Annotated in this window: 13 protein-coding genes; 6 read left to right on the top strand and 7 right to left on the bottom strand. The window is 64.6% G+C overall.

Annotation, left to right across the window (positions count from 1 at the left end; genetic code table 11):
* The 3 genes from ABIC78_RS16355 to ABIC78_RS16345 form a co-directional block, all read left to right on the top strand.
* A partial coding sequence (locus ABIC78_RS16355; RefSeq protein ID WP_502915684.1) for an alpha/beta fold hydrolase occupies nt 1-283 on the top strand: 283 nt, incomplete at its 5' end.
* Nucleotides 276-1,481 (top strand): thiolase family protein, encoded by a 1,206-nt coding sequence (locus ABIC78_RS16350; RefSeq protein ID WP_354490818.1) that lies wholly within the window; start codon nt 276-278, stop codon nt 1,479-1,481. The genes ABIC78_RS16355 and ABIC78_RS16350, both read left to right, overlap by 8 nt.
* Nucleotides 1,478-2,485, top strand: a complete 1,008-nt coding sequence (locus tag ABIC78_RS16345) for an SDR family NAD(P)-dependent oxidoreductase (RefSeq protein WP_171795185.1) — start codon at nt 1,478-1,480, stop codon at nt 2,483-2,485. The genes ABIC78_RS16350 and ABIC78_RS16345 overlap by 4 nt, the downstream gene beginning before the upstream one ends.
* Here the strand turns inward: ABIC78_RS16345 and ABIC78_RS16340 are convergent.
* Nucleotides 2,457-3,146 carry a TetR/AcrR family transcriptional regulator gene (locus ABIC78_RS16340; RefSeq protein ID WP_062787470.1) on the bottom strand — a complete coding sequence of 230 codons (690 nt, stop codon included), beginning with the start codon at nt 3,144-3,146 and terminating at the stop codon, nt 2,457-2,459. The genes ABIC78_RS16345 and ABIC78_RS16340 overlap by 29 nt on opposite strands.
* A 168-nt stretch (nt 3,147-3,314) precedes the next feature.
* Here ABIC78_RS16340 and ABIC78_RS16335 point away from each other — a divergent pair, with 168 nt between their 5' ends.
* The 3 genes from ABIC78_RS16335 to ABIC78_RS16325 all read left to right on the top strand — a co-directional run bounded on the left by ABIC78_RS16335 (nt 3,315) and on the right by ABIC78_RS16325 (nt 6,003).
* Nucleotides 3,315-4,406, top strand: a complete 1,092-nt coding sequence (locus ABIC78_RS16335; protein ID WP_062787467.1) for an LLM class flavin-dependent oxidoreductase — start codon at nt 3,315-3,317, stop codon at nt 4,404-4,406.
* Nucleotides 4,407-5,630: a cytochrome P450 gene (locus ABIC78_RS16330; RefSeq protein WP_169041793.1), complete on the top strand. Its 1,224-nt coding sequence runs from the start codon at nt 4,407-4,409 to the stop codon at nt 5,628-5,630. It abuts the gene before it with no gap.
* A gap of 61 nt (nt 5,631-5,691) precedes the next feature.
* Nucleotides 5,692-6,003, top strand: a complete 312-nt coding sequence (locus tag ABIC78_RS16325; RefSeq protein WP_062787461.1) for a 2Fe-2S iron-sulfur cluster-binding protein — start codon at nt 5,692-5,694, stop codon at nt 6,001-6,003.
* Nucleotides 6,004-6,095: 92 nt separating this feature from the next.
* Here the strand turns inward: ABIC78_RS16325 and ABIC78_RS16320 are convergent, their stop codons facing one another.
* The 6 genes from ABIC78_RS16320 to ABIC78_RS16295 form a co-directional block, all read right to left on the bottom strand.
* A complete protein-coding gene (locus tag ABIC78_RS16320) occupies nt 6,096-8,090 on the bottom strand; it encodes a glycoside hydrolase family 97 protein (RefSeq protein ID WP_354490816.1) in 1,995 nt (664 codons plus the stop codon).
* Nucleotides 8,091-8,107: 17 nt separating this feature from the next.
* Nucleotides 8,108-10,561, bottom strand: a complete 2,454-nt coding sequence (locus ABIC78_RS16315; RefSeq protein WP_171795183.1) for a TonB-dependent siderophore receptor — start codon at nt 10,559-10,561, stop codon at nt 8,108-8,110.
* 248 nt (nt 10,562-10,809) lie between these two features.
* Nucleotides 10,810-11,859, bottom strand: coding sequence for a LacI family DNA-binding transcriptional regulator (locus tag ABIC78_RS16310; protein WP_171800894.1), 1,050 nt, complete (start codon nt 11,857-11,859; stop codon nt 10,810-10,812).
* A gap of 29 nt (nt 11,860-11,888) precedes the next feature.
* Nucleotides 11,889-13,196 (bottom strand): MFS transporter, encoded by a 1,308-nt coding sequence (locus tag ABIC78_RS16305; RefSeq protein ID WP_171792791.1) that lies wholly within the window; start codon nt 13,194-13,196, stop codon nt 11,889-11,891.
* Nucleotides 13,197-13,272: 76 nt separating this feature from the next.
* Nucleotides 13,273-14,658: a TolC family protein gene (locus tag ABIC78_RS16300; protein ID WP_171795181.1), complete on the bottom strand. Its 1,386-nt coding sequence runs from the start codon at nt 14,656-14,658 to the stop codon at nt 13,273-13,275.
* Nucleotides 14,655-15,773: an efflux RND transporter periplasmic adaptor subunit gene (locus ABIC78_RS16295; protein ID WP_062787445.1), complete on the bottom strand. Its 1,119-nt coding sequence runs from the start codon at nt 15,771-15,773 to the stop codon at nt 14,655-14,657. Before ABIC78_RS16295 ends, ABIC78_RS16300 begins: the two co-directional genes overlap by 4 nt.
* Nucleotides 15,774-15,775: the final 2 nt, after the last annotated feature.

Genomic DNA, 15,775 nt, shown 5'->3' with positions numbered 1-15,775 from the left:
GTGGAAGTTCGACCCGCGCGTGCGCCTGCGCGCGCCGGAAGACCAGCGCGCGCACGACTTGGACGACGTGCTCGATGCCATCGCGTGCCCCGTGCAGCTTTCCTACGGCACGGGCAGTTGGGTGCCCGTGCCCGGCCCGGCACGCCTGGCCCGCCTGAAATACCATCAGATCAGCCATTATACCGGTGCCGGTCACTGGCTGCACCACCAGTTCACATCCCGGTTCATCGCCGAAACGCGTGCGTTTCTCGATACCCATCACAGGACCCATGACCATGCGTGAAGCCGTTATCGTTTCCACTGCCCGCACCGGCGTCGCCCGCGCCTTCAAGGGCGCCTTGAACGACACCGATGCCCCGCGCCTTACCGCGCACGTGATCGAAGCCGCCGTGGCACGCGCGGGTATCGATCCTGCGCGGATCGACGACGTGGCGATCGGGGTGGGCACGCAATGGGGTACGCAAGGTTCCAATCTGGCGCGCACGGCCATCATTGCCTCGGGCCTGCCCGAAACCATTCCGGGCACCACGCTGGACCGCAAGTGCGGCTCGGGCCTGACCACGCTGGCCTATATCGCCCGCGCGATCATCGCGGGCGATATCGATGTGGGGGTAGCGGGCGGCACCGAAAGTATCACCCACACCCGCAACGCCCACGCACCGACCTATCGTGCCCAGCCGGCCGAAGTGCTGGCCGGCGATCCCCACGCCTACATGGCCATGATCGAGACGGCCGAAATCGTCGCCGAACGCTATGGCATACCGCGCGATGCGCAGGACGCCTTTGCCGTTGAAAGCCACCTGCGCGCCGCCGCGGCGCTGCGCGAGGGCCGGCTCGCCGACGAAATCGTACCGATCACGGTGACGCGCAACGTGGTCGAGCGCGATGGCACAATCTCGGGCCGCGAGGAAATGACGCTCGACACCGACGAGGGCGTGCGGCCGGACACCACGCTCGACGGCCTGGCCAAGCTGAAGCCGGTCTGGAAGGACGGACAGCTTGTGAAGGAAGGCCGTTTCGTCACGGCCGGCAACGCTAGTCAGCTCTCCGACGGCGCCTCGGCGCAAGTGCTGACGGACCGCGAGACGGCGGAGCGCGAAGGCCTTCCGGTGCTGGGCATCTTTCGCGGCTTTCAGGCAGCCGGGTGCAAGCCCGAGGAAATGGGCATCGGCCCGGTCTTTGCCATTCCCAAGCTGCTGGAACGCGCAGGCCTGTCGGTGGACGACATCGGCCTGTGGGAAATCAACGAGGCTTTCGCCAGTCAGGCTCTGTACTGCCGCGACAAGCTGGGCATCGATCCTGCAAAGCTGAATGTCGATGGCGGCGGCATTGCCATCGGGCACCCCTTCGGCATGACGGGCAGCCGTCTGACCGGTCATGCGCTGATCGAGGCGCGGCGCCGTGGGGTGCGCTATGCGGTAGTCTCTATGTGCATCGCCGGCGGCATGGGCGCCGCCGGGCTGTTCGAGATTCCGGCATGACCGCGCTTGCCCAAGGGCCGATGCGGTTCGACGACGATGTCGTCATCGTCACCGGTGCGGGGCGTGGCCTGGGGCGTGCCTATGCCCTGGCCTTTGCCGAGCGCGGCGCGGCGGTTGTGGTCAACGACATCGGCCCGGAACCCGACGGTGCAGGCCAGCTGCGTCCGGTTGCCGACCAGGTCGTTGCGGAAATTCGCGGAAGAGGCGGCCGCGCCCTGGCCGACCACCGGTCGATCACCGAGCCGGGCAACGCCGATGCCGTGGTCGCCGCCGCCATTGCCGCGTTCGGCAAAGTGACCGTGCTGGTCAACAATGCCGGGATCATCGACTTTGCCCCCATTGCGCAACTGGATGATGCAGCCTGGCGCACCATGCAGTCGGTGACCGTGGACGGCACGTTCTTCATGTGTCGCGCGGTCTTGCCGCACATGCTGGCACAAGGTCGCGGGCGCATCGTCAACACCACCTCGAATGCCGGGTTTGGCGGCGCCTCGACACTGGGCCATTATGGCGCCGCCAAGATGGCAGTGGCCGGCCTCACCCGTTGCTTGGCGCACGAGGTGGCGGGCACTGGGGTTGCCGTGAACGCGGTTGCGCCCATGGCGATCACGCGCATGAACCGCGACGCCTTCTTCGGCGGGAAAGACGCAGGTTCCAGCAAGTCAGGGGCGGGAAATGGCGAGGCCGGCGACTGGCGCGCCGACATGCGCGCCGGTCGCATCCCGATGGGCCCGCCCGAGGCCGTTGCCCCCACCGTGCTTTGGCTTGCCCATGCCAGCACGGTGATCAACGGCGAAATCTTCAGCAGTTCTTCGGGCAAAGTGGCGCGTGTCGGCTTTGCCGTGGGCCAGGGCTGGTTCGACCCCGACCACGGGCCGGAAGACTTGCGAGACCATGCGGCAACGATCCGCGCCTTGGGCAATTTCCTCGACATTGCCGCCACGGCAGACGAATTGGCCCTGATCCCGCCGCTCTTTAGCTCCCAGGCGACGCGCTCGGGCTAGGCGGCGTGCGCGGCAGCACTGAAATCGCCTGCGTCATCATGTCGAGCATGTCATCGTAGAATTGCCGCGCGGTCATGCCCGAATGTTCAGGACTGGATGCATATTGCGTCACGCCCTGAAGGAACATCGCACCCACGCATTCGAGGCGGAACGCGGCCAGTTGCGGCCCCAGCGCGGCCAACCTCGCTTCGAGCAGCGTCATCGCCTCGCGCAGTGCGCGCGTCGCCGGGCTGCCTTGGTCCACCGGATGGGGCACGCCACGTGGCCGGTGCGTCGCCAGATAGGCCGCATGGCACCGCATATAGGAAATGACGCCCTTTTCTTCATACATGGCAAAATTGGGCTCGAACAAAATCCGTAAAAGATAGCGCAAATTGTCCAGCTGTCCCGTCTTGCGTCCAGCCTTGAGCAACGCTTCGCGCTGCGGCTGAAGTTGCTCCTCGCGATATTCGAACACGGCATAGAGGAGCCCGAGCTGGTCCCCGAAATGATACTGCACTGAACCGGCAAATTTCTGGTTTGCCGCTTCACAGATCATCCGCATCGTCACGCCATCGATGCCGCGCTCGCCGAACAACGCCTCTGCTTCCAGAATCAACCGCTCGCGCGTGCCGGTGGCTAGCGGACGGACCTTGCGGGCTGGGGCGGTCGTGGTGGGCATCACCAAGGGCCTAATCTGGCCGGATAAAATGTCAACGCTATAACGTCTGTGCTAATTTCCATCGATATCGCCGAATTAGGATTGGACGAATCGGCATAAACGGCATATCCATATTACAACTGTAATAATTCAGCCGCCCGACGCTGATCCACAAAGGAGAGAGATGCCATGGAAATTGGTATGTTCCAGACGCCGTTCCTGCCACCCGAGCGCACGCCCGCCGAAGTGTTCGACTGGGCCGTCGCGCAGGCTGTTACGGCCGATCAGGCAGGTTTCAGCGAATACTGGATCGGTGAGCACATCACGCTGAACTGGGAAGCCATTCCCAGCCCGGAACTGGTGATCGCCGCCGCTGCGCGCCAAACCGAACGGATCAAGCTGGGCCCGCTGGCCCACCTACTGCCCTATTACCACCCCGCCACGCTGGCCGCCCAGGCCGCCTGGCTCAGCCACATCCTCAAGGGCCGCTACCAGATGGGCGTGGCACCCGGCGCCTATCCCAGCGATGCGCGGCTGCGCGGCATCAAGGACATGTCGAAGAACCACCGCATGATGGGCGAGTCCGTCAAGATCATGGAAATGGTGTGGAAGGGCGAACCCTTCGAATATGAAGGCGAATTCTGGAATGCCGGCCTGCCCGAGGGTGACGCGGCGCACCCGGTGCGCGACCAGAAGCCATGGGGTGGCACCATGCCGATGGCGATGACCGGTCTCAGCCCCAATTCTCCCTCGATCCGCTATGCCGGCGCCCACGGGTATTCGCCCTGCTCGGTGTTCTCGAGCAATTCGGCGCTGCTCGACCATTTCGATATCTTCGCCAAGGCAGCAGCGGAGGCCGGACGCCCGGGAGACCGCACCAAGCACCGCGTGGTACGCGACGTGTTCGTTGCAGATACCGATGCCGAGGCGCGCAAACTGGCCCTGGAAGGGGGTATGGGCCGGGCGTGGACCGAATATCTGCTGCCCACCTACCACTCATTCGGCATTGCCGAAGCGCTGGTCGAGGGGACCGACAAGTCTGTTTCGGACGTTACGCCCGAATTCCTGGCCGACAACTTCTGGATCGTCGGTTCGCCCGAGACCGTGGCCGAAAAGCTGGAAGCCTGGACTGACAAGCTCGGCGGGGGCTTCGGCACCATGCTGCTCTACAGCTACGACTACATCGACAATCCCACGCCCTGGAACGAATCGATGCGCCGCCTGGCGCAGGACATCGCGCCCAAACTCCCCAGCGGCGCATTTGCCAAGGCGGAGGCTTGAATGACCGACACCGCCACTCTCGCCACACCGGCGGTCGATCTGCCGCCGGACCGGATCGTCGACTTCGATATCTACAACCCATTCCATGGCCAGTTCGACTTGCACGTGGCCTGGGCCGAGTTGCAGCAATCGACACCACACGAGATCGTGTGGACCCCGCACAACGAAGGGCACTGGATCGCCCTTTCGCCAGAACTGATCGGCCAAGTCTATTCCGACGCCACGCGCTTTTCCAGCCGCGTGGTGCTGGTGCCCAAGTCGACCGCAGGCGAAGCCTATGCCGAATTCATTCCGCTTTCGCTCGATCCGCCCGAGCATCGTCCATTTCGCAAAGTCTTGAACGACAAGCTCTATGGTGCGGCAATCCACCCGCTGGAGCCCAAGGTGCGCAAGCTGACGGCCGACCTCATCGACGGCTTTGTCGCCAATGGACGCTGCGATTTCGTGCATGAGTTCGCAGAACAGCTGCCCTTGCGGGTATTCATGGAACTGGTCGATTTGCCGGTGGAGCATCTTCCCCGGCTCAAGCACTTGGCCGACCAGTTCACCCGCCCCGACGGCAGCATCACCCCGGCCCAGGCGACCGAGGCGTTCAAGGCCTATGTCGCGCCAATCCTGGAGGAGCGGCGCGCTTCAGGCGGGGACGACCTGCTGACTCACATCGCGACGAGCGAAGTCAACGGCCGCCCAATGACGCTGAGCGAGGCAGCCCGCCTGGCAATCCAGGTGCTTGTCGGCGGGCTGGACACGGTGGTAAACTTCATGAGCTTTACCATGCGAGCCCTGGCCCAGGCGCCGGACATCCAAGCCCGCCTCGCCACCGATCACGGCCTCCATCACGCCGCGATCAACGAGTCTCTGCGTCGCCTGCCGCTGGTTTCTTCTGCGCGCGAAGTGATCGCCGATACGGTTGTCGATGGGGTGCAATTGCGCGCGGGAGACATGGTGGTCGCCCCCACCGAACTGTACGCGCTCAGCCCCAAAATGAACGAACGGCCGCTCGACTTCGACCTCGACCGCAAGGTGCGCAACCATATGGTCTTCGGCAGCGGCCATCATACCTGCCCCGGACAGTTCCTGGCGCGCATGGAAATGAAAGTGCTGCTTGAGGAGTGGTTTGCCCGCATTCCTCAGTTCGAATTGGAACCGGGACAGACGCTGCGCCACCGCGGCGGCATAGTCGGCGGATGCGAGCCATTCATCTTGCGCTGGAAAACCAACTGAAACTGTGCCGGGCGCGTCTGGATACGCGCCCGCACGATCACATTCCAAGGGCTTTATATTCGTGATCACACTCAATATTGTGGATCGTCAGGGCAATACTACCGCGATTTCAGCCAATACCGATACTTCGCTGATGGAAGCCATTCGCGACAATGGCTTCGACCAGTTGCTGGCCCTGTGTGGTGGCTGCTGCTCGTGCGCCACATGTCATGTCTATGTCGAAGGCCCGCTGGGCCAAAGCGGCATTTCGGGCGACGAGGATGATCTGCTCGACTCCTCTGCCCACCGTAGCGCCAATTCGCGGCTCTCGTGCCAGGTCCGCCTGTCGGCCGAACACGACGGCGTCTTTGTCCGAATCGCACCGGAAGATTAATTTGCGAACTCAAATATGGCAGTCTGTGCGGTTTTTGGTCCAGCCCGGCAGGGGTTGCGTAATTTGTCCAAGCCGCCCAGGCTGATCGACTATCAGCGCAGCATGCGAAACCGGATCGCCTGCCCCCCGCCCCGCGCCAGATCAAGCGAAAGGGTGTCTCGCGCCGTGACCGTTTGCCGGCGGATCGCAATCTTTTCGGGCGCGGTGCGCCAGTCCGCGCCGGGCCCATCAGCATAGATCGTCGCTTCATACCGCGCGCCGGCGTCGAGGAAATCGAGTGGGACGGTCAGCCTGCGGGCGGTATCATTGGTGATCGCGCCCAGATACCAATCCGGGCTATGCCGATCGCGCCGGGCAACAACCGCGTATTCGCCAATCGCGCCCTGCAGCGTGCGGCTTTCCTGCCAATCGGTCGGGACATCGTGGATAAAGCGAAAGGCGTCGGCGTGCTCGTCATAATGCTCGGGCAGGTCAACCGCCATCTGCACCGGGCTATACAACACGACATAGAGCGCCAGCTGGTTGGCCAGCGTGGACGGCACGCGGTTGTCAGGCCGGTTGGCGCGATAATCGAAATGGACCACGCCGGGCGTGTAATCGAACGGGCCGGAAAGTAGCCGCGTGAACGGCAGGATGGTGGTATGGTCGGGTGCATTGCCGCCATCGGGGCTGCCGCCGTTATACTCCTGCCCCCGCGCGCCTTCGCGGCTCATCAGATTGGGCCAGGTGCGGCGCAGGCCGGTATCCTTGACCGGTTCATGCGGGAAGATGGCGATATGATGCCGTGCCGCTGCGGCGACGACCGTTTGCAGGCTCTGCACCGCGTATTGGCTGTCGGGCCATTCGGTCTGGTCGAGCCGCGTGCCGACGTAGCCCAGCTTGATCGCCCGCACGCCATAGCGATCGTAGTAATCCAGCGCGGGCTCAAGCTGGCTGAGATAGTCCTTCACCTGCGCGCCGGTTTCGTGATGGCCGATCAGGTCCACCCCCTTGGCGCGGGCATAGGCGGATACTTCGGCCATATCGAAGGCCGGTTGGGCGCGGTCGAACACGAAACGGGAATGGCCGTTCTTCCACCATTCCGGCACGTCCCAACCTACGTTCCAGCCTTCGACCAGCACGCCGGCAATGCCATGCTGCGCCGCCCAATCGATATAGGATTTGGCCCGCGCGGTGGTGGCCCCCAGCTTTGGCCCCGGCTCCCAGGTCAACAGCCCGGTGTGCATGGCCCAGAAGATGCCGATGTATTTTTCGGGCTTCACCCAGGATACGTCACCCAGGCGGTTGGGCTCGTTGAGATTGAGGACAATCGTCGAATCCGCCAGATTCGCCGCGTCGGGCGCCACCATCACCACCCGCCACGGGGTTACCGCTCCACCATGCGTCCGCGCCCGATCGCCATTGGACCAAGGCGAGAGATCGGCCTTGAGAGTGCGGCTGTTTTCATCGGGCATTCGCAGGTTCATCGACGGGAAATCGACCAACGCCGCCTCGTGCACCGCCAGGGCAACGCCATCGCCTTCCAGGGTCAGCGGCGTCTGCGCGGTCTGAATCGCGGACAGCGCCGAGCGGCTGTATTCGTACTCGCTGTATTTCTCGCGATAGGCCGGGATCGACCAGGCGCGGTAATTCTGCGCGAAGTGGAACTCGGTCTCCTCATCGCTGATCACCAGCGGCTGCTGCGCCGAGCCTGGCAGGGTATAGCGGAAACCGAAGCCATCATCGAACACGCGGATCTCGACGCCCAGCTTGCGGCCGTCTGGCGCGGCAAGCGTGGCAACCAGGCCGCGATAGTGCTCGCGCATCTGCCGCCGTTCGCCCCATGGCTGGGTCCAGGGCCGGTCGAGTTCGGTCGAGCGGCTCGCCACCAGCGCGAGGTCATGATCGATCGGCGCGGCATCCTTGAACCGGAAGCCGAGCCGCGAACGATCGAGGATCGGTTTGCCGTTATACCGCGCACGGTACACCGCCTCGCCATGGTCAACCGCCAGATCAACCACAATCCGGCCATCGGGCGAGGTGACCGTCTGCCACTCCTGCCCCAGGGCAGGAGTGGCCACGACCAGCGCCGCGATCCCGGCGATCATGCCAAGCCGCTGTTCCATCAGAAGTTATACGTCAGGCTGGCGCGAACGCGGCGGCCAAAGATCGGGCGACCTTGGAACGCGGTTTCCTGTACCCCGACGATCGAGCCGGCGCGCGGATTGCCCTCGGTCAAGCCAACCGTGTTGAACAGGTTGGTCGCCACCACCTGGGCCTGAAGCGCATCCGTAATCTTCCAGTTCGCACCCAGCCGCACCTCGGTATAATGCGGCAGGACGATGGTGTTGGCCACGTCGACATAACGCTTGCCGGTATAGGCCGCCTCACCAAAGATGTTCACCCGGTCGCGCAACAGATGCAGCGTCGGCCGGATCGAGAACTGCACCTCTGGCTGGCGCACGATCTGGTTGCCGCTAAAATCGAACGGGCCGTTCGCGTCCTGTCCGGCAAAGCTGGTATAGGTGATCTTCTGGTAATTGCCGCTGGCTGCCAGTTCGAAGAAATCGGCCGGACGAAGCGAGAGTTCAACTTCGATACCGCGCGATTCCGCCGCTGCCTTCTGGTTGATGGTCTGCGCCTGCCCGTTCGGCCCGGCAACGGTCGTCTGGAAGGCGACGTTGGGAAACCGGTTGTAGAACAGGGTGACAAAGGCAGAGAACGGCCGCGTCGCGTATTTCACGCCGCCTTCGACCAGGTCGATGCGATTTTCCACCGGCACGCCGCCAAACCACTGGACGAACTCCGGCGTCACGCGGAAGCTGCGGCTATAGCGGGCAAAGGCCGCAACACGCTTGCTGAACTCGTAATTGGCGCCAGCAGAAAAGGCCCATTGCCCGGTCTTGAACCGATATTGCGTGTTGGCCCCGGTGAAGACCAGCACGTTGTCATCGGCAATGGTCGAGGGATCGCCCAGATTGGCGCTGGTGGTCTGCGCGATCGTGCCTTCCTTGGCGACATGGTGATACCGCGCGCCCAGATCGATGCGCAGCTTATCGGTTACCTGCCAGGCATCGGTCAGGTACAGCGCATTGACCGTCACATCATCATGGAAGCGCTGCAAATTGCTGTGCAGATTGAGCAGCCCGTCCTTGGTCAGCGCCACGGTTTGCTGCCCCGCGGCGTTCAGCCCGACCACATCGAAATAGCGCGGACGGTTGACGCCTTCGACCAGGATATCATTCCAGTTCCAGTTTTGCGTCTGGTTGAAATGGCTGAAGTAATATCCCGCAGTCAGGGTATGCTGGCCCATGCCGGTGTCGAGCTTTTTGGTGATAGTCAGATCGTTGATCACGTTCTTGACGTTCACCACGGTGTTGAAAATGCTCTCGGTCAGGGCAAGCTGATTGCCCAGTGCCGATGCCGCCACCGTCTGGCCATTGCTGGCATCGCGATAGACGGCCGATACCGTATCCGGCCGCGCGGCCTGCAAGCGGGTCAGCGCGTTCGCCAGAAAGCCCTGGCTGGTGGCGACGCCGGAACTGAACAGTCCGTTGAAATCAACCGTGCCGGATGTGTAGCGCGCGCGGTCGTTGATCTCCCAGCCATCGCCCAGCGGCTTGTTGAAGATGGCGGTAAAGGTGTCGGTATTGGTGTGGATGCCTTGGGTGAGATCGACATTCTTGTCGAACACGCCGTTGCCATCGGGCACGGTCAGCCGGCCAAAGGCATTGTTGACCAGCGTTCCCGTGCCGGCATCAAGGCCCGGCAGGCCCTGGCTGGGGCTGGCCAGCGGAATGGCGGTATAGAAGATGTTCTTGTCGTTGAGCTTGCGATAGCTGACGAACAGCGAGCCGCTATCGACAAAGTCATACTGCAGGCCAACGCGGAACTGGCCACCCTTGTTGCCGGTAAAGCCGGGGTCCCTGAGGCCATTGTCCTCACGAAAGAAGCCGCCGATCGCAAACGACAGGCGATCGGTCAGCGGGCCCGAGACATTGGCATCGAGACGATAATGAGCCCAATCGCCGATCTCGCTCTTGACCATGCCCTGGAATGTGCGGGTCGGCCGCTTGGTCAATACGTTGACCACGCCGCCCGGCGCATTCGACGCGGTGATTGAGGCCGAGCCACCGCGCACGATCTGGAGCGAGTCGATCGTGGCATCGACGCGGAAGAACTCATCGGCGTTGGTAAAGGCCCCTGCCCCTTCCTCCCACACCGGCAGGCCATCTTCGAGCAGCGGCAGATAGCGATAGTTGTCGGCCGGCAGACCGCGCGAATAGACGTTGTTGCCAACTTCCCCGCCCGAGCTTTCGACATAGATACCCGGCGTCGAGGCGATGAGATCGGCAATCCCGAGCGGCGCCTTCTGCGCGATCGCCTGCGGATCGATGGTGGTGATGGCGTACGATGTTTCGAACTTGCGGGTGCCCGTGCGCGTACCGGTCACGATGATCTCGTTGAGACCAAGGTCGCTGCCCTGTGCCGCGCCGGCGGCGGGCGCGTCGGCGGCAGACTGGGTAGCCGAAGACTGAGTTGCTAAAGACGGGGCGGATTGCGCCAGCGCGGGGGTCATCGGCCCCATCCACGCAACCGAAGCCATCAATGCCAAACGACATGCACGCATGATAATCCCCTCCTAGACGCCTCTGCTGGGCGGCACACCTGATGCGAGGGAAAGTGACCCGACTTGCAAACTTATGCAAATATTTTCTGCAAACGATTGCAATTTACATGACGAGGCACATACTATCTGATTTTATGATAACTTTTCCAACGCCTTATACATGAACATCATCATTATTTTGCACAAACGACAGATGCTCAGCGCCCGCAGGATTCCCGAATCATCAAGTTCGTCGGCAACCGCTCCGACTTGGCGCGATGGCCGTCGATGATGCGCAGCAGTTTGGCCACCAGCAGATTGCCCGCCTTGATCACATCCTGCCGGATGGTGGTGAGCCCCGGCGTCGACAGCGCGGCTGCGTCGATATCGTCATAGCCGATCACCGCCACATCATCGGGCACGCGGATGCCCCGCTGCCGCAGCGTCTGGATCGCGCCGAGCGCCACCAGGTCAGATGCGGCAACGATCGCATCGAATGCGATGCCCCGCTCCAGCAGATTGTCGACCGCCTCTGCCCCTTCAAACTGCCCGGCCGTGGGCGTCTGCACCATGTCGGGATCAAACGGCACATCGTGCGCAGCCAGTGCCGCGCGATAACCGTCGAGCCGGATCGCGATCTGCGAAAACGGCGTGCGGGCGGCAGGGATGGGCGGCATCGCACCGATAAAGGCGATGCGCCGCCGCCCTTTGCGCAACAGATGCGCCGTGGCCTGGAAACCGCCTTCGTGATTGTCGCTGCCGATCGAGCAATAGCTTTGCCCCGCCACTTCCACCCCCCAGGCCACCAGCGGCTTGCCCATGGCGGCATAGCGGTTGAGCGTATCGTGAAACTGCGACTGGCCCAGGAAGATCGTCCCGGCATAGGCGCTCTGGTCCAAAAACTGCGCCAGCGTGGCATCGTCATAGGGTGTTTGCCACACGATCGAGACATCGCGCCGCCGCTCCCGCAGCGCGGTGCCAACCCCGCCGATCAGCGCCAGTTCAAACGGGTTGGCCAACTGGCTGCCGTGCGCGGTTGCCAACGGCACGACCAGGCAGATCTGCTCTGACAGCGATGTTTGATGCCGGCGCACCCGCTGCGGCACGTGAACATAGCCCAGCCGGTCAGCGGTGCTCAGCACACGCTCGCGCGTCTCCTCGCTGATCGCGCTGTGCCCGGTCAGCACGCGCGATACGGTAGCCACCGATACACCTGCTTCTGCGGCAACACCGCCCAGCGTTGGCCCGCCGCGCTTTACCCGCGCCATGATCTGCCCAGCATTTGCATTAGCTTGCACTACGCTGCGGGAACGCGCTCGTCCATGCCTGACAGACACAGGCTCAGCAGCGCGCCGGCAGCCATCAGCCCTCCGGCCAGGGGCAGCACCGGCCAGGCCATTCCGCCGAGCAGATGCGCGATGACCCAGCCCATGCTCACCCCGGCAAACAGCTGCGGCACCACGATGAAGATGTTCATCACCCCGATGAACATGCCCGCCGTCGCACTCGATACCGCCCGCCCAGCCAGCACGAACGGCGCGCTGAGGATCGAGGCATAGGCGATGCCGATCAACACCGCGCAACCGATCAGCCCGGCAGGATGGGTGAGCAACGCCAAACCACTCAGCCCCGCTGCCCCCAGCGCCAGCGCCGCGGCATGCACACGGGTGACGCCAAAGCGGCGGAACAGCCTGGGCAGCAGGAAGGCAAACACCCCGGCAACGCCGTTGTAGGTGCCGAACAGCACGCCCACGAAGTCTGCCCCTTTGCCATAGGCCGCGTCGAATGGCGACGTGGCACCATAAAGCTGCGCGGCGACTACCGGCGTGGCATAGACCCACAACAGATAGAGCCCGAACCAGCTGAAAAACTGGATCACCGCCACGGGCCGCAGCGCGTGCCACAGCGCGGCGACTTCCGCTTTGCGGCCCATCGCGGCCCTCGCTTTGTCATCCCCGGCGCCACTGGCAGGGGGTTCCTGCACCCGCGCCACAGTCCAGCCCACCGACAGCGCCACGGCGATGGCAGCGGCAACGAATGCAACGCGGATCGAGGGTGCGGTCTGGCCCGGCAGCGCAACATTGGACCAGCCGCCCCACGCCAGCAGGATCGGTGCGCAGGCGCCCGCCAGCGCGCCCAGCCCGATGAAGACAGTCTGCATCGCATAGCCGCGCGCGTGTTCGTCGGGCGGCAATGTGTCGGCCACCAGCGCGCGATAGGGCGCATGCAGTGCGTTCATCGCCGCTTCGAGCATCCACACCGCCGCCACCGCCACCACCAGCGATGCCGCCAGCGGCAAGGCGGCCAGTGCCGCGATCACCACCAGCGCCGACAGCAGGATGTAGGGCCGCCGCCGCCCGAACCGCGTGGGTGCCCGATCGCTCAGCGCGCCAACCACCGGCTGCACCAGCAACCCGGTCACTGGCCCGGCCAACCACAGGATGGCCAGTTGATCGACCGACGCGCCCAGGCCCTGGAAAACCCGGCTCAGGCTGGCGCTCTGGATACCGAACGCGATCTGCAGCCCGAAATACCCGACGCTGAGATCGATTGTCCGCACACGCACGATCGGCCTACACTCCGCGATCCGTGGCACGATCGCCATCGATATGCCATTGGGCCGATCATAGTGGACCCAGGCCTTGAAGCTACCGCTATTCGGTGGAAAGCCGAGTAACCGTTCAATCCAAGCCCAGGCTGGCGCTGTCCATCAGGCTGGCGGCGAGTTCGGCACGGGCGGCGGCGTGGCGGTATTGTGCGTCGATCTGGCGCAGTTGTGCGTCGGCGGCGGCTTCCTCGCGCAGGTTCACCGGCAGGAAATCGCTGGCGCCCAGGGCAAAGCGGCGGCGTTCGGCCTCGGCCATGCGGCGGGCCAGGCCTGCCTCGTCACCGGCCAGCGTGGCCAGGCGCTCGGCTCCGCTCACCTGTACGCGCAGGCTGGCGAGATCGGCGGTGATCTGCTGTTCAGCGAGGCGCAGGCGATGCGTAAGCGCGTCGGCATCGGCCTGCGCCTCGGCCAGGCGGCCGCGCGCGGCGCGCTGTTCCAGCGGCATCGACAGGCGCACCCCGAACATCACCTCGCCCGGCACGCGCGTGGGGCTGCCGCTGCCGAAATCCTTGGCCGCTTCCACCCGCAGATCGAGCCGGGGGAGCAGGTCGTTGCCAGCCAGGTCACCGCGCAACCGCGCCTGCTCGGCCCGGTTCAGCAGGATCTGCAGATCGGGCCGTCCCGCCAGGACCGTGGCGGTATCCGCCAGGCGCGGCGCCACTCCTTCGGGAAAGGCCGCGGGCAAGTCTTCCGGCTGGGCCACCACCGGCTGGCCGAGGTCATCGCGCCAGAACAGTGAAAGCGCCTGGGCCGCCACGGCGAGATCCTGTTCGGCGCGCACCAGCAGCGCTTCGCGGCGCACGATGTTCTGGCGGTTTTCCACCGCCAGCACTGCCGGGCGCGCGCCTAGCGTCACCTGCCGTTCGATCGAGGCCTGGCGTTCGCGCGCCAGCGCCAGCAGATCGCGATAAGTGCGCATACGCAGGCCGGCCGCCACCCACTGCTGATAGGCATCGGCCGCGCGGCGCTGCACGCCGATCATCACCATCGCCTGGTCCAGCCCAGCGATCTCGGCATCGGCCTGCGCCTGTGCCAGCTTGGTGCGGCGTTCATCCACCAGCCGGTCGCGCAGCAGGGAAAACACCGCGCCGGCACGCACTTCGCCCAGGGCATTGGTCACGTTCTTGCCATCATAGACGGCAAAGCGCCCGCTCGACACGCGATAGCCGCCATAGACCTGCCCGCCATTGGTGGCGAACGGCCTGGTCAGCTTCGCCTCGGCCAGGGCATTGTCGTAATAGCCCAGTGGGCGGGCCTGCACTTCGGCATCGAAGACCATGTCGAACAGGCCTTGCGCGGCAAGCGTGCGGGCATCGGCAGCGCGCTGGCGGGCCATGGCTTCCAGCACCAGCGGCTGATGCCGGGCCGAGGCGCGCAGCACGGTATCGAGGGTCAATTCGCCGGCCCAGGCCGCCTGGCTGCACAGCAGAGCGACAACAGCGAGCAACGTGCGGATCACTTTTCTTCCTCCCCGCCGTCCTTGGTGCTATCCTTGGCGGGCTTGGCCTTCTTGGCCGCGTCCTTGTCGGCCAGGCCCTTGCCGGCGCCCTTGCGCGGGCCAGTTTCCACCGGGCGCTGGAATTCCAGCGGGAAATCGTTGAGCTGGCGCCACAGTTCATAACCGACCGAGACGGTTTCCATCTGGATCCAGCCGCGCACCCGCGAACCCAGGCGGGTGAACTGGTTGCCGGGCCAGGCCGGCTTGCCCGGCATCGGCTCCACCAGCACGCGGAACAGGCCGCTGGCCTGGGCGGAAGGATCGATGCTGCGCACCCGCCCATCGAACATGCCCTGCGCCACCGAGGGCCAGCCGCTGAACTGGATCGCCGGCCAGCCTTCGAAATGCAGCCGCACCGGCTGGCCGCGCCGCACCAGCGCCACGTCGCGGCCATCGACCATCAGTTCCACCACGCGCACTGCGCTTTCCGGCGCCACCGTGGCCAGCCAATCACCCGCGCTTACCAGCGTGGCACCGGCCGCCGTATTGAGCGACTGGATGCGCCCATCGCGCGGCGCGCGCACCAGCTGCGCCGACTGGCGCGTGCGGGCAATGTCGACGCGGCTGAGCTTGGCGCGCGCCTCGGCCAGCTTGGCGCCATGTTCGGCGACCTTGATCTGCGCGTTTTCAAAATCGCGCCGCGCGGCCAGGCCATCGGCCAGCAACTGGGCAGAGCGGCCGACATCGATGCGCGCCACGGCCATGGCCTGTTCGCTGGCGGTGATCTGCGCCAGCACTTGGGCGCGCTCGGCCGCCAGGCGTTCGAGCAGGCCGGGATCGTTGTCCACCACCCGCGCGATCGGGTCACCCGCCTTAACGCTTTGCCCGTCAGTCACATACCAGCGCTCGACCCGGCCGGGCACCAGCGCGGTCACCTGCTGCACCCGGTCTGCCGGATCGAGCGCGACGATCTGCCCCGTGCCGGGCGCGGTCTGCACCCAGGGCACGAACAGCAAGCCGAGCACCACCAGCGGAATGGCAATGCCGATCATCCAGGCCACCGCTACTGCGGTGCGGGGCGGGCGCAAGCTGGCCAGCGTGGAAAAGCGCGTCATGTCTTGGGCATGGCTCGCCATGG

The organism is Novosphingobium sp. 1529, assembly GCF_040544855.1.
Taxonomy (GTDB): Bacteria; Pseudomonadota; Alphaproteobacteria; order Sphingomonadales; family Sphingomonadaceae; genus Novosphingobium; species Novosphingobium capsulatum.
This window is presented reverse-complemented; position numbering and strand designations above follow the sequence as displayed.

Excerpts from the sequence above, each read along its gene's own strand:
- ABIC78_RS16350 (WP_354490818.1), top strand. The coding sequence starts at position 276 with ATGCGTGAAGCCGTTATCGTTTCCACTGCCCGCACCGGCGTCGCCCGC.
- ABIC78_RS16345 (WP_171795185.1), top strand. The coding sequence starts at position 1,478 with ATGACCGCGCTTGCCCAAGGGCCGATGCGGTTCGACGACGATGTCGTC.
- ABIC78_RS16340 (WP_062787470.1), bottom strand. The coding sequence starts at position 3,146 with ATGCCCACCACGACCGCCCCAGCCCGCAAGGTCCGTCCGCTAGCCACC.
- ABIC78_RS16335 (WP_062787467.1), top strand. The coding sequence starts at position 3,315 with ATGGAAATTGGTATGTTCCAGACGCCGTTCCTGCCACCCGAGCGCACG.
- ABIC78_RS16330 (WP_169041793.1), top strand. The coding sequence starts at position 4,407 with ATGACCGACACCGCCACTCTCGCCACACCGGCGGTCGATCTGCCGCCG.
- ABIC78_RS16320 (WP_354490816.1), bottom strand. The coding sequence starts at position 8,090 with ATGATCGCCGGGATCGCGGCGCTGGTCGTGGCCACTCCTGCCCTGGGG.
- ABIC78_RS16315 (WP_171795183.1), bottom strand. The coding sequence starts at position 10,561 with ATGACCCCCGCGCTGGCGCAATCCGCCCCGTCTTTAGCAACTCAGTCT.
- ABIC78_RS16310 (WP_171800894.1), bottom strand. The coding sequence starts at position 11,859 with ATGGCGCGGGTAAAGCGCGGCGGGCCAACGCTGGGCGGTGTTGCCGCA.
- ABIC78_RS16305 (WP_171792791.1), bottom strand. The coding sequence starts at position 13,196 with ATGGCGATCGTGCCACGGATCGCGGAGTGTAGGCCGATCGTGCGTGTG.
- ABIC78_RS16295 (WP_062787445.1), bottom strand. The coding sequence starts at position 15,773 with ATGGCGAGCCATGCCCAAGACATGACGCGCTTTTCCACGCTGGCCAGC.